This window comes from Vibrio sinaloensis (assembly GCF_000808535.1).
Classification (GTDB): domain Bacteria; phylum Pseudomonadota; class Gammaproteobacteria; order Enterobacterales; family Vibrionaceae; genus Vibrio; species Vibrio sinaloensis_D.
In genome coordinates this window covers 47,816-70,439 of the sequence record NZ_JWLV01000005.1, presented here as the reverse complement: position 1 = coordinate 70,439, position 22,624 = coordinate 47,816, and the positions used below count along the sequence as shown (strand labels likewise).

At 46.2% G+C, this 22,624-nt stretch carries 18 protein-coding genes and 1 pseudogene; 14 read left to right on the top strand and 5 right to left on the bottom strand.

The features are described from left to right. Positions 1-3: 3 nt before the first annotated feature. From RJ47_RS04545 to tatC, 5 genes are all read left to right on the top strand, one after another. Positions 4-609: a ubiquinone biosynthesis accessory factor UbiJ gene (locus RJ47_RS04545; RefSeq protein WP_038139821.1), complete on the top strand. Its 606-nt coding sequence runs from the start codon at positions 4-6 to the stop codon at positions 607-609. After that, positions 606-2,240 carry a ubiquinone biosynthesis regulatory protein kinase UbiB gene (gene ubiB, locus RJ47_RS04540; protein ID WP_005474418.1) on the top strand — a complete coding sequence of 545 codons (1,635 nt, stop codon included), beginning with the start codon at positions 606-608 and terminating at the stop codon, positions 2,238-2,240. Before RJ47_RS04545 ends, ubiB begins: the two co-directional genes overlap by 4 nt. Positions 2,241-2,288: 48 nt before the next feature. Beyond that, positions 2,289-2,543, top strand: a complete 255-nt coding sequence (gene tatA, locus RJ47_RS04535) for a Sec-independent protein translocase subunit TatA (protein ID WP_005474461.1) — start codon at positions 2,289-2,291, stop codon at positions 2,541-2,543. Between the two features lie 3 nt (positions 2,544-2,546). After that, positions 2,547-2,978 (top strand): Sec-independent protein translocase protein TatB, encoded by a 432-nt coding sequence (gene tatB / locus RJ47_RS04530; protein ID WP_005474370.1) that lies wholly within the window; start codon positions 2,547-2,549, stop codon positions 2,976-2,978. 64 nt (positions 2,979-3,042) lie between these two features. Further along, positions 3,043-3,795 (top strand): twin-arginine translocase subunit TatC, encoded by a 753-nt coding sequence (gene tatC / locus RJ47_RS04525; protein WP_038139817.1) that lies wholly within the window; start codon positions 3,043-3,045, stop codon positions 3,793-3,795. 330 nt (positions 3,796-4,125) lie between these two features. Here the strand turns inward: tatC and RJ47_RS04520 are convergent, their stop codons facing one another. Further along, entirely contained in the window at positions 4,126-4,887 is a 762-nt protein-coding gene (locus RJ47_RS04520; protein ID WP_039481876.1) for a TatD family hydrolase, read from the bottom strand. A gap of 147 nt (positions 4,888-5,034) precedes the next feature. Here RJ47_RS04520 and hemB point away from each other — a divergent pair, with 147 nt between their 5' ends. The 3 genes and pseudogenes from hemB to polA all read left to right on the top strand — a co-directional run bounded on the left by hemB (position 5,035) and on the right by polA (position 10,003). Continuing rightward, the gene (gene hemB / locus RJ47_RS04515; protein WP_039481873.1) at positions 5,035-6,084 is read left to right on the top strand and encodes a porphobilinogen synthase; all 1,050 of its coding nucleotides are present in this window, start codon (positions 5,035-5,037) and stop codon (positions 6,082-6,084) included. A gap of 68 nt (positions 6,085-6,152) precedes the next feature. After that, a pseudogene (locus RJ47_RS04510) lies at positions 6,153-6,602 on the top strand (GNAT family N-acetyltransferase). A gap of 605 nt (positions 6,603-7,207) precedes the next feature. After that, positions 7,208-10,003, top strand: a complete 2,796-nt coding sequence (gene polA / locus RJ47_RS04505) for a DNA polymerase I (RefSeq protein ID WP_039481870.1) — start codon at positions 7,208-7,210, stop codon at positions 10,001-10,003. Between the two features lie 727 nt (positions 10,004-10,730). Here the strand turns inward: polA and yihA are convergent. After that, the gene (gene yihA, locus RJ47_RS04500) at positions 10,731-11,396 is read right to left on the bottom strand and encodes a ribosome biogenesis GTP-binding protein YihA/YsxC (protein WP_038139811.1); all 666 of its coding nucleotides are present in this window, start codon (positions 11,394-11,396) and stop codon (positions 10,731-10,733) included. 148 nt (positions 11,397-11,544) lie between these two features. Here yihA and RJ47_RS04495 point away from each other — a divergent pair, with 148 nt between their 5' ends. The 5 genes from RJ47_RS04495 (at position 11,545) to hemN (ending at position 16,121) form a co-directional block, all read left to right on the top strand. Continuing rightward, positions 11,545-12,162, top strand: a complete 618-nt coding sequence (locus RJ47_RS04495) for a c-type cytochrome (RefSeq protein ID WP_005474466.1) — start codon at positions 11,545-11,547, stop codon at positions 12,160-12,162. A gap of 722 nt (positions 12,163-12,884) precedes the next feature. After that, the gene (locus tag RJ47_RS04490; protein WP_039481868.1) at positions 12,885-13,523 is read left to right on the top strand and encodes a class I SAM-dependent methyltransferase; all 639 of its coding nucleotides are present in this window, start codon (positions 12,885-12,887) and stop codon (positions 13,521-13,523) included. After that, positions 13,523-14,065: a Der GTPase-activating protein YihI gene (gene yihI, locus RJ47_RS04485; RefSeq protein ID WP_039481865.1), complete on the top strand. Its 543-nt coding sequence runs from the start codon at positions 13,523-13,525 to the stop codon at positions 14,063-14,065. The genes RJ47_RS04490 and yihI overlap by 1 nt, the downstream gene beginning before the upstream one ends. A gap of 7 nt (positions 14,066-14,072) precedes the next feature. Beyond that, a complete protein-coding gene (locus tag RJ47_RS04480; RefSeq protein ID WP_005474481.1) occupies positions 14,073-14,561 on the top strand; it encodes a DUF2489 domain-containing protein in 489 nt (162 codons plus the stop codon). 171 nt (positions 14,562-14,732) lie between these two features. Continuing rightward, complete coding sequence (gene hemN / locus RJ47_RS04475) at positions 14,733-16,121, top strand: oxygen-independent coproporphyrinogen III oxidase (RefSeq protein WP_039481862.1); 1,389 nt, start codon at positions 14,733-14,735, stop codon at positions 16,119-16,121. 91 nt (positions 16,122-16,212) lie between these two features. Here the strand turns inward: hemN and ilvY are convergent, their stop codons facing one another. Continuing rightward, complete coding sequence (gene ilvY / locus RJ47_RS04470; RefSeq protein WP_039481860.1) at positions 16,213-17,103, bottom strand: HTH-type transcriptional activator IlvY; 891 nt, start codon at positions 17,101-17,103, stop codon at positions 16,213-16,215. A gap of 144 nt (positions 17,104-17,247) precedes the next feature. Between ilvY and ilvC the strand changes: the two genes are divergently transcribed. After that, positions 17,248-18,732 (top strand): ketol-acid reductoisomerase, encoded by a 1,485-nt coding sequence (gene ilvC, locus RJ47_RS04465; RefSeq protein WP_005474476.1) that lies wholly within the window; start codon positions 17,248-17,250, stop codon positions 18,730-18,732. A gap of 369 nt (positions 18,733-19,101) precedes the next feature. Here the strand turns inward: ilvC and ubiK are convergent, their stop codons facing one another. Further along, positions 19,102-19,353, bottom strand: coding sequence for a ubiquinone biosynthesis accessory factor UbiK (gene ubiK, locus RJ47_RS04460; RefSeq protein ID WP_038139805.1), 252 nt, complete (start codon positions 19,351-19,353; stop codon positions 19,102-19,104). Positions 19,354-19,487: 134 nt separating this feature from the next. Then, positions 19,488-22,622: a multidrug efflux RND transporter permease subunit gene (locus RJ47_RS04455; protein WP_039481855.1), complete on the bottom strand. Its 3,135-nt coding sequence runs from the start codon at positions 22,620-22,622 to the stop codon at positions 19,488-19,490. Positions 22,623-22,624 lie beyond the last annotated feature (2 nt).

Genomic DNA, 22,624 nt, shown 5'->3' with positions numbered 1-22,624 from the left:
ACTATGCCATTTGAACCTCTCATTACGGCAGTGATAGAAACTTCACTGAATACCCTCATCAACGATGACCCGGAGCTGGGTCGTCGTCTTGGCCGCCTTAAAGGTCAAGTGATTCAAGTTCATCTCAAAGAAATCAACAAGACATTGACCTTTGTTTTTAGTCAGCAAATCGATGTCTTGGCCAACTATGAAGGTGAGCCTGACTGCTACCTTTCCTTAAACCTAGCGGTGCTTCCTGAACTGCGTGATCAATCCAACATCACCAAGCTCATCAAGCAAGACAAGTTAGTACTGGAAGGTGATATCCAACTGGCGCAAAAATTTGCTCAATTGATGACAGATTGCAAGCCAGACATCGAAGAGTGGCTGTCACGAGTAACGGGCGATGTCGTGGCACACACCTTAGTGAAAGGTGTCAGTGGTTTTGGTCAGATTGTGACGAGCCAAGCCGCTAAACATCAGCGTCATTTGGGGCAGGTTCTTACCGAAGAGTGGCGTATCGCGCCCGCGCCATTGGAAGTTGCCCACTTTTGCGATCAAGTGGATGACGTGAAAAGCCAAGCGGCAAAAGTTGAAGCTCGTTTGAATCAGCTGTTGGAGCGCGCATGACCCCAGCAGAGTTAAAGCGCTTATACCGAATTATCAAGGTTCAGCTAGAGTATGGTTTGGACGAACTCTTGCCAGACCATCAATTAATGAAGGCTCCACTGCTGGCACGCAAAAGTCTGTTCTGGATTAAGAATCAGCATCCAGAAAAAGACCTTGGCGAGCGCCTGCGTTTAGCTTTGCAAGAACTTGGTCCGGTATGGATCAAGTTTGGCCAGATGATGTCGACGCGTCGCGATCTCTTTCCTCCTCATATCGCAGACCCGCTCGCGTTGCTCCAAGATCAGGTGTCTCCGTTTGATGGCCAATTGGCGAAAGAGCAGATTGAGCTCGCACTCGGTGGTCCACTTGAGACTTGGTTTGATGATTTTGATATCGAACCGCTTGCCTCAGCGTCGATCGCTCAAGTGCACACTGCGAAGCTCAAATCGACTAACCAAGAAGTGGTATTAAAAGTCATCCGGCCCGATATTCGCCCAGTCATTGATGCAGATCTAAAACTGATGTACCGCATGGCGCGTATAGTCGCCAAAGCGCTTCCTGAAGCACGTCGTTTAAAACCTGTTGAAGTGGTACGCGAGTACGAAAAGACGCTGCTTGATGAATTGGACTTACGTCGTGAGGCGGCTAATGCGATTCAGCTGCGCCGAAATTTTGCTGGCAGTGAAGAACTGTATGTTCCAGAAGTTTTTACCGACTTCAGTAATAAAACTGTCATGGTTTCTGAGCGAATATACGGCATTCAGGTTTCGGACATAGAAGGCTTACACGCAAACGGCACCAATATGAAATTGTTGGCTGAGCGTGGCGTGAGTGTTTTCTTTACTCAAGTCTTTCGCGATAGCTTCTTTCACGCTGACATGCACCCAGGTAATGTCTTTGTTGAACCGCAGCATCCTGAAAACCCGCGTTGGATTGGCTTAGATTGCGGCATCGTTGGGACATTGAACAGTGAAGATAAACGCTACCTAGCAGAAAACTTCTTGGCGTTCTTTAACCGTGATTACCGCCGTGTGGCCGAGTTGCACGTTGAGTCCGGATGGGTTCCACGTGAAACCAATGTCGATGAGTTTGAGTTCGCGATTCGAATTGTTTGCGAACCGATCTTTGCCAAGCCGCTCTGTGAAATTTCGTTTGGTCACGTACTGCTGAACCTATTTAATACGGCGCGTCGCTTCAATATGGAAGTTCAGCCGCAATTGGTTCTGCTGCAAAAGACCTTGCTCTATGTCGAAGGGTTAGGGCGTCAGCTATACCCACAGCTTGATTTATGGGAAACCGCTAAGCCATTTCTCGAAGAGTGGATGATGAATCAAGTCGGCCCGCAAGCGGTGATCAACGCGGTGAAAGATCGCGCTCCGTTCTGGGCGGAAAAACTTCCGGAGCTACCGGAGTTGCTGTATGACAGTTTGCGCCAAGGTAAAATGATGAACCAGCGAATGGATCAGCTCTATCAAGGCTACCGTTCAAGCAAACGTCAGCAGGCAACAGGTAAATTTTTATTTGGTGTTGGTGCCACATTAGTCGTATGCTCGGCAATATTGGTCAACAGCACCTATGAGCAACTTTCTATGTTCAGCGCCCTAGGTGGTGTCACATTTTGGTTGCTTAGTTGGCGAGCTTACCGTCAATAGACGTTAAACTCTTGAAATAAATTTGTTTATAGACCCGAGGTAAAAAGAATGGGTGGTATTAGTATTTGGCAACTTCTGATTATTGCTGTCATCGTCGTTCTACTATTCGGTACTAAGAAGCTACGTGGTATTGGTGGCGATCTAGGTAGTGCAGTGAAAGGCTTCAAGAAAGCAATGAGCGAAGATGAGACAGCAAAGAAAGACGCTGACTTTGAGCCAAAAGCTGTCGATCAGCAAAAGAGCGTAGAACAGCAGAAAACAGAAGCGACTGCTGAAACTAAGAAAGACAAAGAGCAGGCGTAACACGTGTTTGATATCGGTTTTTGGGAACTGGTATTAATATCTGTCGTCGGGCTTGTGGTTCTAGGGCCTGAGCGTTTGCCTCATGCGATCCGCAGCGTGTCCAAATTTATTGGCGCAGCGAAAAACATGGCAAACAGCGTGAAGGATGAACTTTCTCATGAATTGAAAGTTCAAGAGCTGCAAGAAAATCTGCGCAAAGCTGAGCAAATGGGGATGGAAGATCTCTCTCCAGAGCTCAAATCTTCAGTTGAAGAGTTGAAGCAAGCTGCTCAAGATGTGCAACGCCCATATGCGAGCAAAAGCGACTCAGCAGAGCAAGCTGCTGAGACTTTGAACGAGAAACAAGACTCTGTTCAAAGTGCCAATGACTCAGCAGGTGCGGTCGAGAGCTTAACCACTCCAGACTCACCACAGGCAGATAAGAAAGCCGAATAGTCTCGCATTAGGAGGAGCTACTAACCAGTAGCTCCTTTTCGATCGTTTATAGTATGAGGTCTCCATGTCTTCTGTAGAGCAGACACAGCCTTTGATCAGCCATTTATTGGAACTCCGTAATCGTCTGCTCCGTGCGATATTAGCGGTGCTGGTGGTGTTCATTGGGCTAATTTATTTCGCGAATGATATCTATGAATTTGTCTCCGCACCTTTGGTAGAGCGTCTACCTGAAGGGGCAACGATGATTGCCACGGATGTCGCATCTCCCTTCTTTACTCCCCTAAAGCTGACCTTAATCGCGTCAATTTTTGTCGCCGTGCCCTTTATCTTGTATCAAGTCTGGGCGTTTGTCGCTCCAGGTTTATACAAGCATGAGCGCCGATTGATCATGCCATTGATGTTCTCGAGCTCGTTGCTGTTTTATTGTGGGGTTGCCTTTGCCTACTTTGTGGTATTCCCGCTGGTATTTGGCTTCTTTACTGCGATTTCTCTCGGTGGCGTGGAATTTGCGACTGATATTTCGAGTTATCTCGACTTTGTATTGGCGCTGTTTTTAGCTTTTGGTATCGCTTTTGAAGTGCCGGTTGCCATTATCTTGCTGTGTTGGACAGGGGCGACGAACCCGAAAAGTTTGAGTGAGAAACGTCCGTACATAATCGTCGGGGCGTTTATTGTCGGTATGATGCTGACACCACCGGATATGATCTCTCAAACACTGTTAGCGATACCTATGTGCTTGTTGTTTGAGGTCGGACTGTTTTTCGCCCGTTTTTATGTACGTAAAGATGAAACGGAAGAAGAGCAGCAGGACGTATAAAACTAGCTGTCATCTGAAACAAAAAAAGCTTGCCGAGTGGCAAGCTTTTTTGTTTTCTGACAGTAACGATACATCTCATACTATCGCAAGGAACTACTTAACCTTGATGATATGCCCACATTGGGAGCATAGGTAGATTTCTTTAATGCCTAGCAACTTTTGCCAAAATGTACGGTGCTGTCTTTGTAAGTAACTACTGTGGTTGCACATACAAGACGCCTTCTAATATTTGAGACGCAATACTAAACCAGTAGCATTTACTTTTAAAGGTTAAAGTGTGGCATAGATCCCACTGTCATGAGAAATTAAACGGATTCTAATTGTTGATTTTCACAATAAAAACAGTTGGTTAACATTTTTGTTGGTAACTGTCGTCACTTCATTGATAGGGCAACTACGTAGATCGGCGATTCTTTGTGCAACCAATGAAACATAAGCGGGCTCATTTCGTTTGCCACGATGTGGAACTGGAGCCAAATAAGGACAATCTGTTTCCAAAATCACGTAATTCATGTCTAGGTGAGGAATCACCTTGTCCATTCCTCCGTTTTTAAAGGTGGATACGCCACCAAGCCCTAAGTGAAACCCGAGATCATTGATCGCTTTCGCTTCCTCAACGCTTCCTCCAAAGCAGTGAAAGACGCCTGAAAGTGATCCATCTTGCTCTTTACGCAGCAAGGTGAGTGTTTCCTCAATCGAATCGCGAGTGTGGATGACGACTGGGAGCTTCTTCTCTTTTGCCCAGTTTAGCTGAGTAATAAATGCCATCTCTTGCTCAGCTTTATAGGTTTTGTCCCAATACAAATCGATACCGATCTCACCCACAGCAATAAAATTGTGTTTATCAAACCACGAGTGAATGACGTCCAAGGTTTGCTTAACGTTGCCATCAACATAGCAAGGGTGAAGCCCCATCATTGAGCGACACACCTCTGGATAAGCGGCTTCGGTTTTCAGCATCGGTTCGACGGACTCTAAGTCGATGTTGGGCAGCAGAATTTTCTCAACCCCTTGCTCAAGTGCGCGGCGTACAACGTCATCGCGATCGTGGTCAAATTCACTGGCGTAGATATGGGCATGGGTATCGATCATGGTGATTCTCTTTGCTATTTCGAGAGGTCAGTATACGGCAGTGTGAGCTTTTGGTCATTTTCTGCATTTTTCTCGACTTGCTCTGGCGTCTCAAGTTTGGAGTGATATGATGCGAATCAAGCACTTTCACCATACAAGGAGAACAGAGTGTCAGTTTCTATTCAAGGTCAGTTCCCTGGCCGTCGTATGCGCCGTATGCGTAAGCATGACTTTAGCCGTCGCCTTATGGCGGAAAACCAATTATCGGTGAGTGATCTGATTTACCCTATGTTTATTTTGATGGGCAAAGATCGACGTGAAACTGTGGAGTCAATGCCGGGTGTAGAGCGTTTGTCTATCGACCTAATGTTGGAAGAAGCACAATACCTTGCTCAGCTGGGTGTGCCTGCAATTGCTCTGTTTCCTGTGGTAAACCAAGATGCGAAGAGCCTTTGTGCGGCGGAAGCATACAACCCTGAGGGCTTGGTTCAACGTGCAGTTCGTTCGCTGAAAGAGCATGTGCCTGAAATTGGAGTGATTACAGATATCGCGCTGGATCCATTTACCACACACGGCCAAGACGGCATCATTGATGAAGATGGCTACGTTCTAAATGATGAAACGACTAAGGTTCTGGTTAAACAAGCGCTGTCTCACGCTGAAGCAGGGGCCGATGTGGTTGCGCCTTCAGATATGATGGACGGTCGCATTGGTGCAATCCGTGAAGCACTCGAGAACGCAGGCCATATCAATACCCAAATCATGGCTTACTCAGCGAAGTATGCCTCTTGTTACTACGGTCCGTTCCGTGATGCGGTCGGCAGTGCTAGTAACCTAAAAGGTGGTAACAAGAAGAACTACCAAATGGATCCTGCGAACAGTGACGAAGCGATTCACGAAGTGGCGATGGACATCAATGAAGGTGCGGATATGGTCATGGTCAAGCCGGGCATGCCATACCTAGATGTGGTTCGCCGTGTCAAATCAGAGTTGCAAGTGCCGACGTTTGCTTATCAAGTATCCGGTGAGTACGCGATGCATAAAGCCGCGTTTGCTAATGGCTGGTTAAAAGAGCGCGATACCGTGATGGAATCTCTGCTTTGCTTTAAGCGAGCGGGCGCAGACGGGATCTTAACCTACTTTGCCAAAGACGTCGCTGAGTGGCTAGCTGAAGAAAATGCACAAGCCGCAACGTTTTTGAAAAACGAGCAAAAATAAACACCGATCATTGATTTCAAAGGCTGGCAATTGTCAGCCTTTTTTAGTTTTGGAGGGGCATCGTGACCATTATCTATCGTGAGGGTACGCTGGAAGAGTGCGTACAAGTGGTGGAACAGATCACCGAGTTTGTACACAAAGAAACCGTTGAAAGTTTATCTGCGCGACTTCGTGATAAGCCGCGGTTTTTAGTCCAAGTGGCCGAAGAGGGTGAGCAGTTACTCGGATTTAAGATTGGCTATCAATTGGACAGCCAAACATTCTACAGTTGGTTTGGTGGCGTCTCATCACTTGCTCGAAATAAGGGAGTCGCACAGCGGCTCCTTGAAATACAGGAAGACTAGGTGGCAGAGCAGGGCTATCAATACCTTAAGGTAAAATCTCGTAATCAGTTTCCTTCAATGCTGAGGCTGTTGATCAAAAATGGTTACTTGATAGAAAACTATGAAGCAAGAGAGCCACTGCTAGAGAGTCGCATTCACTTTGTAAAAGTACTCAAAACCAGTCATAAAAATTAAATGAGATTTTTTCTCATTTAGGTGTTGACGGCTTAAATGAGAATGGTTATTATTTATCTCGTCTTAGGGAATGAGAGAAGTTCACAAGGACGTTGAGTTACCAGATTCAAATTGGAGACGGTGATGACACTGAACTTAATCGAACTTGCACGAGTTCTTTTTGACACGACATTGCTCACATTGCTTCCAGTGTAATTTATAGCTTTATGGCAAAGCACTTTATTCACCTAATTTCGCTTTGACCCCTTTTTGCTAGGCGACATCATACGATGTCGCTTTTTTTATGCCTGTCATTCAGAGTGAACAAAAGGACACCAGCAGCCTTTTCCACAGTCAAGGATCGTAATTCGATCGATCTCTAGATGATCGATCGAATAATACATCTTTAAATTACAAACACTTAGTCTTGAATTTCATGGAGTGAAAGCGTTTTTTATATCTTGTGGATAAATAATATAAACAGAGTTATCCACAAGCAAGTCATTCCGTTGGTAAAAGAATCGACAAATGTGTGAATGGGCTCGAGAGAGTTAAAATGGATTCACCGCGACAGTCATGGCATCCTAGGCAGATCTTTCTGCATTTTCTTTGGATACGTAAAGACTATGGCTAATATTCCTGATAACCCATTGATTCTGATCGATGGTTCTTCCTACTTATATCGTGCGTTTCATGCTTACCCAGAAACCATGAGCAACGGAGATATTCCGACAAACGCCGTTTATGGTGTAGTGAATATGCTGCGTAGCATGATGCGTCAATTCTCTTCAGATCGAATGGCAGTGGTCTTTGATGCGAAAGGCAAAACCTTCCGCGATGATATGTATCCAGAGTACAAAGCCAATCGACCACCAATGCCAGATGATCTTCGCTGCCAAATTGAGCCGCTGCACAATGTGATTCGCGCAATGGGCTTGCCACTTATCTGTGTGCCAGGTGTAGAAGCCGATGACGTGATCGGCACGTTAGCGTATCAGGCGTCGCAAGCGGGTATGCCTGTTTTGATCAGTACGGGTGATAAGGACATGGCACAGCTCGTGGATGACAACGTTACCTTGATCAACACCATGACCAACGTTGTGATGGATCGTGATGGAGTGGTGGAAAAATTTGGCATTCCACCAGAATTGATCATCGACTACCTCGCGTTGATGGGAGATAAGGTCGATAACATTCCTGGCGTTCCGGGGGTGGGTGATAAAACCGCAAAAGCGCTCCTTCAAGGTATTGGTAGTCTCGAAAAGCTGTATGAGAACCTTGATGATATCGCGCCACTTGGATTCCGTGGCTCAAAGACCATGGCGAAAAAACTGCTTGATAACAAAGACAACGCCATGCTGTCTTATGAGTTGGCAACTATCAAACTGGATGTGGAACTCGAAGAAACGCCAGAATCTTTGCTAAAAAATGAGCCGAATAAAGATGAGCTGATCAAGCTTTACGGCCAGCTTGTGTTTAAGTCATGGCTGAACGAGCTGCTTGATGGTGGTTCGGGTGTTGTAGAAGCTGATGAAAAGTCTGGTGCAGCTGCTTCTTCAGCGAAGAGTACTAGTACGGTTGAGATGGATACTTCCGCTGTCACCATTGATCGCAGCCAATACGAAACCATCTTAGATGAAGCCACATTTAACACTTGGCTTGAGAAGTTAAAAGCCGCCGATGTCTTTGCATTTGATACCGAGACAGACAGCCTAGACTATATGGTTGCTAATCTGGTTGGTCTGTCGTTTGCCACAGAAGAAGGTGTCGCGGCATATGTACCGGTTGCTCATGACTACCTAGATGCGCCTCAACAACTTGATCGTGATTGGGTATTGGCACAGCTGAAACCTATCTTGGAAGATGATACCCAAGCGAAAGTTGGTCAAAACTTAAAGTATGACGCAAGCGTGTTGGCACGTTATGGCATTGAAATGAAGGGCATCAAGCATGACACCATGCTCGCTTCCTACGTTTACAATAGTGTCGGTGGTAAGCATGACATGGACAGCTTAGCCCTGCGCTTTCTTCAGCACAGTTGCATCTCGTTTGAACAAATCGCGGGTAAAGGCAAGAAACAGCTCACATTCAACCAAATTGAACTTGATCAAGCCTCACCGTATGCGGCGGAAGATGCGGACGTAACATTACGCTTGCACAACCGCCTCATGGCAAATATCGAAAAAGATGAGCAGTTGAAAGCGATTTATGAAGAGATAGAAGTGCCGCTTGTCCCAGTGCTATCACGCATTGAGCGCACTGGCGTCTTGATCGATGATATGAAGCTCGCGGCTCAGTCGCAAGAGATTGCACAACGCCTAGACGAACTCGAGCAGAAAGCGTATGAAATTGCTGAGCAAGAGTTCAACATGAACTCACCTAAGCAACTGCAAGCGTTACTATTCGATAAGATGGGTCTGCCTGTTATTAAGAAGACGCCATCAGGCACGCCTTCAACCAATGAAGAAGTGCTGCAAGAGTTGGCGTTGGACTATCCATTACCAAAACTGATCCTTGAATATCGTGGTTTAGCCAAACTGAAATCGACTTACACCGATAAGTTGCCGAAGATGATTAACCCAGAGACGGGTCGAGTGCACACCTCTTATCATCAAGCAGTGACAGCGACAGGGCGTTTATCTTCGACCGATCCAAACTTGCAGAATATCCCTATTCGAAATGATGAAGGTCGTCGTATCCGCCAAGCATTTATTGCACCGCATGGTTACAAGATCATGGCGGTCGACTATTCACAGATTGAACTTCGTATTATGGCGCACCTGTCGGGTGACAAAGCGCTGTTGGATGCTTTCCAACAAGGCAAAGATATCCACGCTGCGACGGCGGCAGAAATTATGGGAACAACCATCGACCAAGTCAGCTCAGAGCAGCGTCGCCGAGCGAAAGCAGTCAACTTTGGTCTTATCTACGGTATGAGTGCGTTTGGTCTCGCAAAACAGTTAGGGATTCCTCGCGGTGAAGCTCAGGACTACATGAACACCTACTTTGAACGCTACCCTGGTGTCATGCAGTATATGGAAGACACTCGCAGTGCCGCAGCTGAGCAAGGTTACGTAGAAACGATATTTGGTCGCCGTTTACACCTTCCTGAAATCAAGTCTCGCAATGGGATGCGCCGAAAAGCGGCAGAACGTGCCGCGATCAACGCACCGATGCAAGGCACTGCTGCTGATATCATCAAAAAAGCGATGCTGCTTGTCGATGAGTGGATTCAGGCGGAAGGTGATGGTCGCGTTAAACTACTGATGCAAGTACACGATGAATTGGTATTTGAAGTTCAGGAGTCAGCTTTGACCGAAATTGAAAGTAAAGTACAACAATTGATGGAGTCTGCAGCGACACTCGATGTACCGTTAGTGGCTGAAGCGGGTCATGGTGACAACTGGGATCAGGCACACTAGACACAAAATAGTCTAAATTGGGTAAATAACATGAGCCAGCGCACAAACGCTGGCTTTTTTTTATCAATAAATAAGTAGGGGTAAGTTTGGCCTAAATGTTATTTAACAAAATTTTCATGAAAAAAACTTACAAAAATTGTTTTCATTTCTGACCAAATGTTGTACATTAATCGGCGTAGGGTACAGAGGTAAGATGTTCTATCTTTCAGACCTTTTGTTTCACGTTATTGGATTAGGCTGATTCAGCCGCCCCAGTCAGCTTTTGACTGGGGCGTTTTTTATTGTGGCAAAGAAAAAGTCAGCTCATGCGAGTAAAACGTCACAACCCGCACTAAAAACGCCTATATCCACTCAGTTTATATCCTCCAAACGCCACTCAGCTTAGACCCCTCTGTCTGTAATTTTCACAACGTTTGTAAATAAATACCAATCACACTTTGGTTATTTTTGTTAGGAAACTAACGGGCGGCTTGATGTGCCAGATTTCACTTTAGGCTGTCTAAGTTATTATAAAACAATAACTTGTTTTCTTGTGGGGGAAGGGATTGCTTCGAAATCCTCACTAAAATCAGAATTGCATTGTCGACAGGTATCGATGATTATCAGCACACAATAATTATTACCTATCTATATTCTCTCCCGTTGCCCCGCCTAAAGGCGGGGTTTTTTATGCCCGTAACAAAAAGCCCCGCCAAGGTGGCAGGGCTTCAAGTGCTATTTTGTCAGGCTAGTCGTCTTGATTATCCTGATTCTCTTCGTCGATGATGTCATCTGTGATTGCATCCGCCAGCGCCGGCGCAAACCACTCATCAAGTTTGTTTCGTAGTGTGTCAACACCAATCCCTTTGAGTGAAGAAAACGCTGCAACGCTTACATCACCACCAAACCCAACGGCATCTTTCTTAATCTTCAACACTTGTGCTTTGCGTGCACCGCTCTTGAGCTTGTCTGCTTTGGTCAGCAGAACTTGTACAGGAATGCCGCTGTCTACCGCCCAGAAGATAAGCTGTTGGTCGAGGTCTTTCATCGGGTGACGGATATCCATCAACACCACGAGACCTTTCAAGCTTTGGCGTTTTTGTAGGTATTCACCCAGTGACTTTTGCCATTTTTTCTTCATTTCTAATGGCACTTGAGCAAAGCCGTAACCCGGTAAGTCGACGATGTGGCAACCGTCGGTCACCTTAAAAAGGTTAATTAATTGTGTACGGCCAGGTGTTTTACTGGTTTTTGCCAGACTACGCTGATTGGTCAATCGGTTTAGGGAGCTGGATTTGCCCGCATTGGAGCGACCTGCAAACGCAACTTCGATACCTTCATCTGCTGGCAAGGCGCGGATATCCGGCGCACTCGTGATGAAATGCGTGTTTTGATAATGAATTTTTACGCTCACTGTTAACTCCATCTCGACTTTGTGTAGTCGATTGATTACTTTTTTGTGAAATTGTGTAAAATAACCGTGCTCGGCATAAGGTCGCCTATTGTATCACGACTGGCAACAGCAAGTGGTACTGGAAGCTTGATAATTATAATGGAATGTCATGAAGAAATTAGCGCTAATCTTGAGTCTTTTAGCCAGCTGCTCTGTATGGGCCCAAGGCAGTATTGAAGCTGGTAAAGCAAAATCCCAAACCTGTGTTGCCTGCCATGGTGCTGATGGCAACAGTCAACTCGCTATGTACCCTAAACTTGCAGGTCAGCATGCTAAATATATTGAAAAGCAGCTGAAAGAATTCAAGTTGGGTATGACTAGCAATGGAAAGCAAGGTCGTATGGATCCTGTGATGAGTGGTATGGCAATGCCGCTATCAGAGCAAGATATGAAAGACCTAGCGGCTTACTATGCGTCGCTTCCGATCTCACACAATACAACACCTGAAAATGTTGTCGATGCGGGTAAAGCACTTTACACCGCGGGTGATGCTGAGCGTGGTCTAACAGCGTGTATTGCTTGTCATGGCCCTCGTGGTAACGGCACAGAGCTTTCTGGCTTCCCTAAGATTTCTGGCCAGCATGCTGACTACATTAAAGCTCAGTTAGAGAAGTTCCGTGATGGCTCTCGCAACAACGATATGAACGCGATGATGCGTGATATTGCGAAGAAGCTGACGGACGAAGATATCGATACTCTTTCTAAATACGTTGGCGGCCTACACTAAGCCCTATCATTTGTTCGAGCGCAAAGTTGTATTGAAAAAGCCCAGAGATTGTCTCTGGGCTTTTTCGTGTGATAGAGCTCACTTCTTAGTTTGTGCCTTGTCACTGCTTGTTTCTCAGTGCTGTGTGAGATATTTGCCATACTTGCGTCCATCAATATCCACCCATTAAAAATAAGTAATTGAAAATTATGGAGTAATGAAAGAGGCTAAAAATTATCTCGATTTATTTCTCCCAGCTAATTGCGCAGTGAGAGGAAAGCGGTAGAGTGTACTTATCGGCAGGGAGCTGAGTAAGGATTTCAGACCAGGAGGTCTCCAAGGACGCAAGCTAGGATTGCTGGGTGATCAGCAGGATGCAGGGTAGGTAGGAAGCCTACTGGATAGGGATGGTCAATTTGTCTAATGGTTTAAGACAGTGAAACGGATCAGGTTAAGGACTAACCCAGGTAGCAGGAAGTAAAAGGAAAGCCAAAACTCACCAGGATGGTGGCAAACAACATTTTTGGCAGGGAAAGCACCAAAAACAAACGGAATATTGGTGTACTGAAATCAGTACCACACAGTTTGGCCGCAAGGCATTTAGAAAGCGATAGTTAACCCTATCGCTTTTTTTATCTCTTAATTTCAATGAATCGATGATTATTTGCACAATAGTGCTCCACTCTAACGCCAGTTTCTGGTATGTTTCGCATCCCGTTTGAGGATGAGTCAACGCAGACGCTATGCATAATTGCCCCCTTTGCCAAAGCCCAGAGACTAAGCGCTATTTTCAAGATAAGCGCCGAGAATATCTTCAGTGCTTGCAATGTGAACTGGTGTTCGTTAATCCAGACCAGCGTTTGGATGAAGAACAAGAAAAAGCGCACTATGATATGCATGAAAACAACCCACAAGATGAAGGCTACCGACGCTTTTTATCTCGGGTTGCAGACCCCATATTAGAGCGTATTGAACCTAACTCTCACGGGATCGATTTTGGCTGTGGCCCTGGCCCAACATTATCTTTAATGTTGGAAGAGCAAGGACACACCATGAGTCTTTACGATATCTACTATCACCCAGATAAATTGGTGCTAGCAGAGTCGTATGATTTTATGACTGCTACCGAAGTGATCGAGCACCTCTATACGCCGAACTTGGTGTGGCAGCAATGGTTAAATTTGGTTAAGCCTGGTGGCTGGATTGGTCTTATGACCAAAATGGTCATTGATGTTGAAGCATTTGCCTCTTGGCATTACAAAAACGATCTGACCCATGTGGTGTTTTTCAGTCGTAAAACGTTTCAATATTTGGCAGAGCGGGATCAGCTCGAGCTTGAATTTATTGGTAATGATGTAATTTTACTGAGGAAAGCCCAGTAATGAGCCGTAGTAAAAAAGTAAGATCTGGCGGTAATGGCGACGTTGTTGTCGTTCGTAATCGCACTCAATCAGATGTTGAAGGACGTCTGCGTAAAAAAGATAAAAAGCGCAAAGGCCTAAAAACAGGTGGCCGTAACTCTGAAGCTAAAGCAAGTAAGCAACAGACAACAGGGCAGAAGCGTGATCCGCGTTTAGGCAGCAAAAAGAAAATTCCACTTGTGGTTGAGCCGCAGAAGAAACAAAGCAAAGCGGAACGTCGTTTAAGCGCAGAGCAAGAGCTTGCAATGCTAGAAAACGATGCGCAGCTTAATGTGTTGCTAGACCGTATTGAAGAAGGTGAAAGCCTAGGTTCAGGTCTACAGAAGTACGTAGATGAGAAACTGGCGCGCATTGAAGTTCTGATGAAACAGCTTGGCATCTACGATGAAGATGAGTCAGAGCAAGAAGAGCACACTGAGAAAACGTTGAGTCGTGAACTAGGGTCTGATGACGACCTACTTTCACAGTTTGAAGACTTGGATCTAGACCAATTTAAAGGATAAGTAAGCGATGAATGTAACCTTATTAGCCATTGCAGGTGGAGCGATTATCCTCGGCTTAGCCTCATATGCAGGTTACCTTCTGCTCCAGCTTAAGAAGCAAAAGGAGTTGCAACTGCAGCACCAAAAGCTAGCCATTGAAAAGCGAAACGCGAACATCTTTGAAAGTGTTCACGTGCTTTGTTTGGCGGGTATTCAAGGCCAATGTGATTTATCGGAAATCAGTATTCGCCTGTACAACATCATGGATTACGTTCAAGGTGACGATAGAGTCGATTTTGACGCCGAGTATCCAGCGACATCCGAACTGTTCCATATCGTAAAAGATATGGCTCGTGGTGAAGAACGCCAGAACTTGGTTAAGAAAGAGCGCATGAAACAAAACCTTGAACGCCATAAAGCCGAAACGCGTCTACAAGATGCGATCATTGAAGAGCTCAAGCGACTGCAGAAAAAGGTTCAACCTCTCAACAACCAGATCAACATCCAAATGATCTAGGTCGATGCAACTATCACTCGATCGCTTACACTTAATGGGTAGTGATCGAGTTATCAATTCTGAGTATTGCTACTCAAAAAGCAGCCAGCCTTTCCGCCAGTTTCACTGAGGTGTGGCAAAATAGCCTGCTAATTATAAGTTAAGCATTACAGCCCAAACGGAAAAACCAACATGTCGCAGCCTGTCGTCGCAAGCCAACAAATTGTCTGGGATCAAGCCATACTGGATAAGTACAACTACTCTGGTCCTCGCTATACCTCTTACCCAACAGCACTCGAGTTTCATGAAGCCTTTACGGTTTCGGATTACGACATGGCTTGTACACAGTACCCTGAGCGTCCGCTTTCGCTGTACATTCACATTCCGTTCTGTCACAAGCTTTGCTACTACTGTGGCTGTAATAAAGTGATTACGCGCCATGCCCACAAAGCAGATGAGTATCTTGACGTGTTGGAACTTGAGATCCGCACTCGAGCGGCTTTGCTTCAAGAGCGTAAAGTTACTCAACTGCACTTTGGTGGTGGTACGCCAACTTTCTTAACCAAAGCGCAAATTAGTCGTCTGATGGCCATTCTTCGTGGAGAGTTCTGCTTCGAAGGCGATGCTGAAATCAGCATTGAGGTAGACCCACGTGAAATCGAGTTGGACATGCTTGATCACCTGCGCGGCGAAGGGTTTAACCGCTTGAGCATTGGTGTGCAAGACTTCAATAAAGAAGTCCAAAAACTGGTCAACCGTGAACAAGATGAAGCGTTCATTTTTGCTATGGTTGCCCGCGCGAAAGAGCTAGGTTTTCGTTCAACCAATCTCGATTTAATCTACGGATTGCCAAAGCAAACCAAAGACTCCTTTGCCGAGACGCTAAAACAAGTGCTAGAGATGCAGCCGGGTCGATTGTCCGTGTTTAACTACGCTCACATGCCCCAACTGTTTGCGGCGCAGCGTAAGATTAAAGATGAAGACCTGCCGGTCGCCGAAGAGAAGATGGCGATTCTGCAAGATACTATCGCAACCCTCACCGATGCTGGCTACCAGTTTATCGGTATGGATCACTTTGCTCAGCCGGATGATGAGCTGGCGGTGGCTCAGCGTGAAGGGGTGCTTCATCGCAATTTCCAAGGTTACACGACTCAAGGTGAAGCCGATCTTGTTGGGTTCGGTGTCTCTGCGATTTCAATGATTGGTGATGCTTACGCCCAGAACCAAAAAGAGCTGAAAAAGTACTACGCGCAAGTGAGTGACCAGCGCCATGCATTATGGAAAGGGGTCGCACTGGATAGTGATGACTTACTGCGTCGTGAGGTGATTAAACAGCTTATTTGTAACTTTAAACTCGACAAAACGGCGATAGAGTCGGAGTTTGACGTGACATTTAACGACTACTTTAAAGAAGACTTAGAGCTGCTTCAGACATTTATCAACGATGAGTTGGTTGAAGTCGATGGTAAAGAAGTTCGCGTGACATTGCGTGGCCGTTTGCTGATTCGTAACATCTGTATGTGTTTCGATAAGTATTTAAGAGCGAAGGCGCGTCAGCAGCAGTTTTCTCGCGTTATCTAATTTTTCTTCGTATTCGAAAACTACAAAAGTTTGAAGCCACCGTGTTTTCTATACCTGAAAAAGCGGTGGCTTTGTTGTATCTGATGCAAGGCTAGTGGGCGATATAAGTATTCTGCGCTATATCCCACAGCGCCTTGACGAGTGGGTTGTCCAACTGCGAGCGCTTACAACATACGCCTAACCTAAATGGTTTAATGGAGGCGACTTTTAGCCGCTGAATCTTCTCTTTGACGGGGCTGTTGTTAATCACCACATCGGGAGCAATGCCCACGCCACAGCCCAGTGCCACCATACTCGCGATTGCTTCATGTCCTGAGACTTGAGCGTAAATGTTGGGTTTGATCTTCATTGCTTTAAACCAAGTGTTGGCGCGCTCTCTGGCCGTGCCTGACTCAGGAACAATGAAAGGGATCACTGACCAATCTGGGCTCTCTTTTTGCAGTTCTTGGGCGAAGTTGCTTACACCAACTGGGGCGATAACCGAAAGCGGAATTTCACTGATGGTTTCGAACTCGATTCGTGCTGGGAGCTGTTCAGGTTTGGCTGAGATTGCGATATCCGCTTCGTCTGCCAGAACTTTCTCTATGGCTTGCGCAGGGTCGCCAGTCGACAGTTTAAATTCAATAAAAGGGTGCTGGAGGCGAAACTCAGACAGCAGCTCTGGAAGGTGGCTATAACTGGCGGTCACCGAGCAAAACAAGCGGATCTCACCTTTTAATTCCTCTTCATGGCCATTCAACTGAGCATTGTAATTCTGCCATTCGCTAACAATGTTGAGTGCCACGGGCAGCAGCTTCTTGGCGGCCGGAGTAAGCTCAACACTGCGGTTGTCACGCACAAACAAGATTTGATTGGTGTCGCTTTCGAGCTTTTGTATTTGTCTACTGAGCGCTGATGGGCTGATATGCATCGCTGAAGCGGTTTTCGCAAAGCTCTTACTATCACACAGATGAATGAACAGTTGCAGACATTTAATGTTCATAAATTGGTTATATCCTTGTTGCATTTATTGCAATTACTAATTGTGAATATATCACTTTAAGCAACAAAGTTCCTGAATTAGTATGAACGCATTCGGTAAGAAAACGACCGACCTCAATGGAAAAATTCTTTAAGGAGCGCCCAGATGGCTAACTATTTCAATACTTTAAACCTACGCGAGCAACTAGACCAATTAGGTCGTTGTCGTTTTATGGACCGCAGCGAATTCGCAACTGAAGCGGATTACCTAAAAGGTAAGAAAGTCGTTATTGTTGGTTGTGGTGCTCAAGGCCTAAACCAAGGTCTAAACATGCGTGATTCTGGCCTAAACGTAGCCTACGCACTACGTCAGGCAGCGATTGACGAACAGCGTCAATCTTACAAAAACGCTAAAGAGAACGGTTTTGAAGTCGGCAGCTACGAGAACCTTATCCCTGAAGCAGACCTAGTGATCAACCTAACGCCAGACAAGCAGCACACTAACGTTGTAGAAACGGTTATGCCGCTAATGAAAGAAGGCGCAGCACTGGGTTACTCACACGGCTTCAACGTGGTTGAAGAAGGCATGCAAATCCGTAAAGACCTAACGGTTGTCATGGTTGCACCTAAGTGTCCTGGTACAGAAGTACGTGAAGAGTACAAGCGTGGCTTCGGCGTTCCAACGCTAATCGCTGTTCACCCAGAGAACGATCCAAAAGGTGAAGGTTGGGATATCGCCAAAGCATGGGCGGCAGGTACAGGTGGCCACCGCGCAGGTTGTCTAGAATCTTCATTCGTAGCAGAAGTTAAATCTGACCTAATGGGTGAGCAAACTATTCTATGTGGCATGCTACAAGCGGGTTCTATTGTTTCTTACGAGAAGATGGTTGCTGACGGCATCGACCCAAGCTACGCAGGTAAGCTACTTCAGTACGGTTGGGAAACCATCACTGAAGCACTGAAATTTGGTGGCATCACGCACATGATGGACCGTCTATCTAACCCTGCGAAAATCAAAGCATTTGAGCTTTCTGAAGAGCTAAAAGAGCTAATGCGTCCGCTTTACAACAAGCACATGGATGACATCATCACGGGTGAATTCTCTCGTACTATGATGGCTGACTGGGCGAACGATGACGCAAACCTACTAGGCTGGCGTGCAGAGACTGGCGAAACAGCATTCGAAAACTACCCAGCAGGCGACGTAGAAATCTCTGAGCAAGAGTATTTCGACAACGGTATTTTGATGGTTGCAATGGTTCGAGCTGGTGTTGAACTAGCATTCGAAGCAATGACTGCATCAGGCATCATCGATGAGTCAGCGTACTACGAATCACTACACGAGCTACCACTAATCGCAAACACAGTAGCACGTAAGCGTCTATACGAAATGAACGTCGTAATCTCAGACACAGCAGAATACGGTAACTACCTATTCGCTAACGTAGCAACGCCGCTACTACGTGAGAAGTTTATGCCTTCAGTAGGTACAGACGTAATCGGTAAAGGTCTAGGCGAAACATCTAACCAAGTTGATAACGCAACGCTAATCGCAGTAAACGATACTATCCGTAACCACCCAGTTGAGTACATCGGTGAAGAGCTACGTGGTTACATGACGGATATGAAGAACATCGCGGTAGGCGGCTAATTACTTGCCTTAAGGTTCCCTTTCGGTGTCGAAGGTGCTCATTTACTATCGTAAACTCCGCGCCTTCTCCTAGAAATGAAACCTTAATACTGCGTAAGAACTGCAATGTTTGTTCGTGCAAACTCCGTGTTACCTCCGCGAACTTAAGTTCTTAGCTGTGAAGACTTAATTCTTCGTAATTCACTAACCAAGGTTAGTAAAGAACTCCAGGCAGACTGGGGTGATAAATACAAAATAAAACACAACATCTAATTAAAAGGCTTGGTCTCCGTTGACCAAGCCTTTTGTTTTTCTGTTTTGGTCGATGTGTTGGGAATAAAAAAAAGCTCACCATCAAGGGTGAGCTTTGAACATCAATACATGAAGCAGTTACTTGTCAGCCAGTTTTTCTTCTAGGTCAGCCAGTTTCTTTTCCATTTCCGTCAGCTTTTGACGAGTGCGTAGCAAGACTTGAGTTTGCACATCGAACTCTTCGCGGCTGACAACATCGAGTTTGTTTAGTTGGCCTTGGATAACTTGGCGAACTTTTTGGTCGACGTCCGCACCAAGCTCTTTAACTGGCGTTGGCATCGACTCATGAATCTGTTTAGCAATCTGCTCTAGTTTCTTTGGGTCAAACATGTGACTAAAACTCCTATATCTTTGTCTACATTCTATTTAAACGTTGCAAGAAAGTCGCTAGTTCAATGGTAAAAAAGAGACCAGTAATAAAAAAGGTCACCGAAGTGACCTTTTAGGAGTATTTGGACGACCACTTAGTGGTTGTCTGCCAATTCACGCTGTGCAGCTTTCGCTTCATCGATGCGTGCTAGCTTCTCTAGATCTTTGTCTTCAACAAACACCGGTAGAGGTTTGTGTTTCTCGGCTAGGTAACTGTAGATCACTGGCAGTACAAACAGCGTAAACAGAGTACCAATCGCAAGACCTGCAACGATAACAATACCGATACTGAAGCGCTGAGCTGCACCTGCACCACTTGCATACATCAGTGGAATCAGACCAGCGATCATCGCCGCCGTGGTCATTAGGATAGGACGTAGACGTACTTTCGCCGCTTCCATTACCGCTTCCATTCTGCCTAGTTTGTTGTGCAGCTGCTCTTCTTTTGCGACTTCACAGATCAAGATACCGTGCTTAGTAATCAGACCAACTAGGGTGATCAGACCAACCTGCGAGTAGATGTTCATCGTCATTGTGCCGAAGAACGCTCCCCATGCCATGGCTATTAAGGCTCCACATACCGCAAGCGGCACCGATACCATGATGACGATCGGGTCTTTCAAAGATTCAAATTGAATCGCCAGAACTAAGAAGATGATCGCCAATGCCAAACCAAATGTGGCATACAACGCGCTACCTTCGGTTACGTACTGACGGGCCTCACCCATGTAGTCATGGTTGTAGCCGCTAGGCAACTTGTCTACGGCAATCCCTTCGAACCAGTCGATAGCATCACCCATTGCCGTGCCTGGTGACGGTACCGCACCAACCGTTGCTGAGTTGAGCTGGTTGAAGTGAGGCAGTGAGCGTGGCTCAGCGACAACATCGATAGTGATCAGGCTGCCTAATGGTACGGCTTTCCCGTTCGCGCTGCGCACATAGTAGTTGTTCATCGATTCAGGGTTGAGACGCCATTTACGCTCGACCTGAGGGATAACTTCATACGAGCGGCCATTGAGGTCGATACGGTTTACGTAGCCATCTGCCATCATGGTACTTAGGGTGATACCAATGTCTTGCATGGTGACACCGTACGCACCCGCTTTGTCTTTATCGATGTTGATTTTCATCGTTGCCGAATCGTAGTTTAAATCAAGCGTCGAATAGACAAACATTGGGCTCGATTGCACTTCTGTTAACACATCCGTTGCGATTGAGAATAGGCTCTCAAATGCATTTGGCGTAGTGATAACAAACTGAATCGGTAGGCCTGAGCCTGCGCCTGGTAGCTCTGGCATCTGGAAGGCGGTAACTGCCATACCAGGTACATTACCAACTAACGCTCCCACGCGGTTTGCGACTTCAGATTGGCTCGCTTCACGTTCACTCCACGGCACCATAGAGGCAATACCAAACGCTTGGTTTGAGCTAGGCACACCAGTAAACACCTGTGCAAACGCCACTTCTGGCTGATCTGACAGAATTTGGTTTACGTCATTCATGGTGTTTTGCATAAAGTCTAGGTTGGCATTTGATGGGGCCGTACCCATCAGCATCACCACGCCTTTATCTTCTGACGGTGCCAGTTCACTTGGAATGAACTTAAATAGCACTGGCAAGCTTGCAAATACGATAACAGCAAACGCGAGCATAACCGGACGATGCATCATGACCGCTTTAAGCATGCCTTCATAGCGATTGGTCATGCCATCAAGAACATGGTGCACTTTTTGCTCGAACTTGCTTGGCTGTTCATTGGCCTTCAGCATTTTCGAACACATCATTGGTGATAACGTCAGTGCCACGATACCTGAAACAAATACCGAACCCGCTAGGGTTAGGGCAAATTCTTTAAAGAGCGAACCGGTAATTCCTCCCATTAGCGCGATTGGTGCATAAACGGCACCCAGCGTTAAGGTCATCGCGATAACTGGTACCGCAATTTCACGCGTACCAATGATGGCGGCACGGAATGGGGATTCACCCAATTTGATGTGTCGGTCTACGTTTTCAAGGACTACGATCGCATCGTCAACGACTAGACCGATAGCGAGAACCATCGCCAGTAGTGTCATCAAGTTCCATGAGAAGCCCATCGCTTGCATCACCATCGCAACACCAATCAAAGAGAGTGGAATAGTGACGATAGGGATGATTACTGCGCGGAACGATCCGAGGAACAGGGTAATTACCACGAGTACGATAAGTGCGGCTTCAACAATCGTTTTGACAACTTCGTTGATAGACTCGTTGATTGCGATCGTTGAGTCGTACATCACGTTCATCTTGATGGTACTTGGTAGGTTGCGCTCAAGTTGAGGCAATAACTCAAGTACATCCGCTGCGATGTTGATTGGGTTCGCACTTGGCGCGGCGTTAATTGCCGCTACTACGGCCTCTTGGCCATTTGCACTGGCGCGGTACACATCGTGACTCTTCTCAAGCGACACTTTGGCAATATCGCTCAGGCGAGTAACGTCACCGTCATCGGTACTTACGACCAGGTTTGATAGCTCATCAACGTTCGATACTTGTGTGTCTGCACTGCCGTTGTAAAGGACGAATTCACCAATTGCCTGACCTGTCGCTGACTGGTAGTTATTGGCATTAAGAACACCCATGACATCTGTCGCGGTAAGGCCCAAAGCTGCCATTTTGGCTGGATCTAACCAGATGCGCAGGGCGTATTTCATGCCGCCGTAAAGGTCAACTTTAGAAACGCCGTTTACCGTGAACAGTTGAGGGTTAATTACACGCTCTAGGTAGTCAGTTATTTGGCTTGAAGAGAGCTCATCACTGGTGAAACCAATGTAAAGTACCGCCGTTGTCGAGCCAGTAGACATGGTCACTGTTGGGTCTTCAGCTTCCTTAGGAAGTTGCGAACGAACAGAGTTTGTCTTTGCCAGAATGTCTGACAAGGCGGCGTTCGGATCGGTATTTAACTTCATGTTGACGGTTATGGTCGATTTGCCCAGTACCGACTGTGAAGTCATGTAATCTATGTTGTCAGCCTGTGCGACCGCTTGCTCCAAAGGTTGAGTAATAAAACCTTGGATAAGATCTGCACTGGCACCGTAGTAACTGGTTGAGACCGTCACAACGGTATTCGTCATTTCAGGGTATTCACGAACCTGCATCTTGAAGACTGCTTGTAAGCCAAGCAGTGCAATCAAAAAGCTGATCGATACCGCTAAAACTGGACGTTTAATAAAAACATCAGTAAAGCGCATGA

Excerpts from the sequence above, each read along its gene's own strand:
- RJ47_RS04495 (WP_005474466.1), top strand. The coding sequence starts at position 11,545 with ATGAAGAAATTAGCGCTAATCTTGAGTCTTTTAGCCAGCTGCTCTGTA.
- ilvC (WP_005474476.1), top strand. The coding sequence starts at position 17,248 with ATGGCTAACTATTTCAATACTTTAAACCTACGCGAGCAACTAGACCAA.
- RJ47_RS04545 (WP_038139821.1), top strand. The coding sequence starts at position 4 with ATGCCATTTGAACCTCTCATTACGGCAGTGATAGAAACTTCACTGAAT.
- RJ47_RS04520 (WP_039481876.1), bottom strand. The coding sequence starts at position 4,887 with ATGATCGATACCCATGCCCATATCTACGCCAGTGAATTTGACCACGAT.
- ubiK (WP_038139805.1), bottom strand. The coding sequence starts at position 19,353 with ATGTTTGACCCAAAGAAACTAGAGCAGATTGCTAAACAGATTCATGAG.
- RJ47_RS04490 (WP_039481868.1), top strand. The coding sequence starts at position 12,885 with ATGCATAATTGCCCCCTTTGCCAAAGCCCAGAGACTAAGCGCTATTTT.
- RJ47_RS04455 (WP_039481855.1), bottom strand. The coding sequence starts at position 22,622 with ATGCGCTTTACTGATGTTTTTATTAAACGTCCAGTTTTAGCGGTATCG.
- tatA (WP_005474461.1), top strand. The coding sequence starts at position 2,289 with ATGGGTGGTATTAGTATTTGGCAACTTCTGATTATTGCTGTCATCGTC.
- ilvY (WP_039481860.1), bottom strand. The coding sequence starts at position 17,103 with ATGAACATTAAATGTCTGCAACTGTTCATTCATCTGTGTGATAGTAAG.
- polA (WP_039481870.1), top strand. The coding sequence starts at position 7,208 with ATGGCTAATATTCCTGATAACCCATTGATTCTGATCGATGGTTCTTCC.
- hemN (WP_039481862.1), top strand. The coding sequence starts at position 14,733 with ATGTCGCAGCCTGTCGTCGCAAGCCAACAAATTGTCTGGGATCAAGCC.
- tatC (WP_038139817.1), top strand. The coding sequence starts at position 3,043 with ATGTCTTCTGTAGAGCAGACACAGCCTTTGATCAGCCATTTATTGGAA.
- ubiB (WP_005474418.1), top strand. The coding sequence starts at position 606 with ATGACCCCAGCAGAGTTAAAGCGCTTATACCGAATTATCAAGGTTCAG.
- RJ47_RS04480 (WP_005474481.1), top strand. The coding sequence starts at position 14,073 with ATGAATGTAACCTTATTAGCCATTGCAGGTGGAGCGATTATCCTCGGC.
- yihI (WP_039481865.1), top strand. The coding sequence starts at position 13,523 with ATGAGCCGTAGTAAAAAAGTAAGATCTGGCGGTAATGGCGACGTTGTT.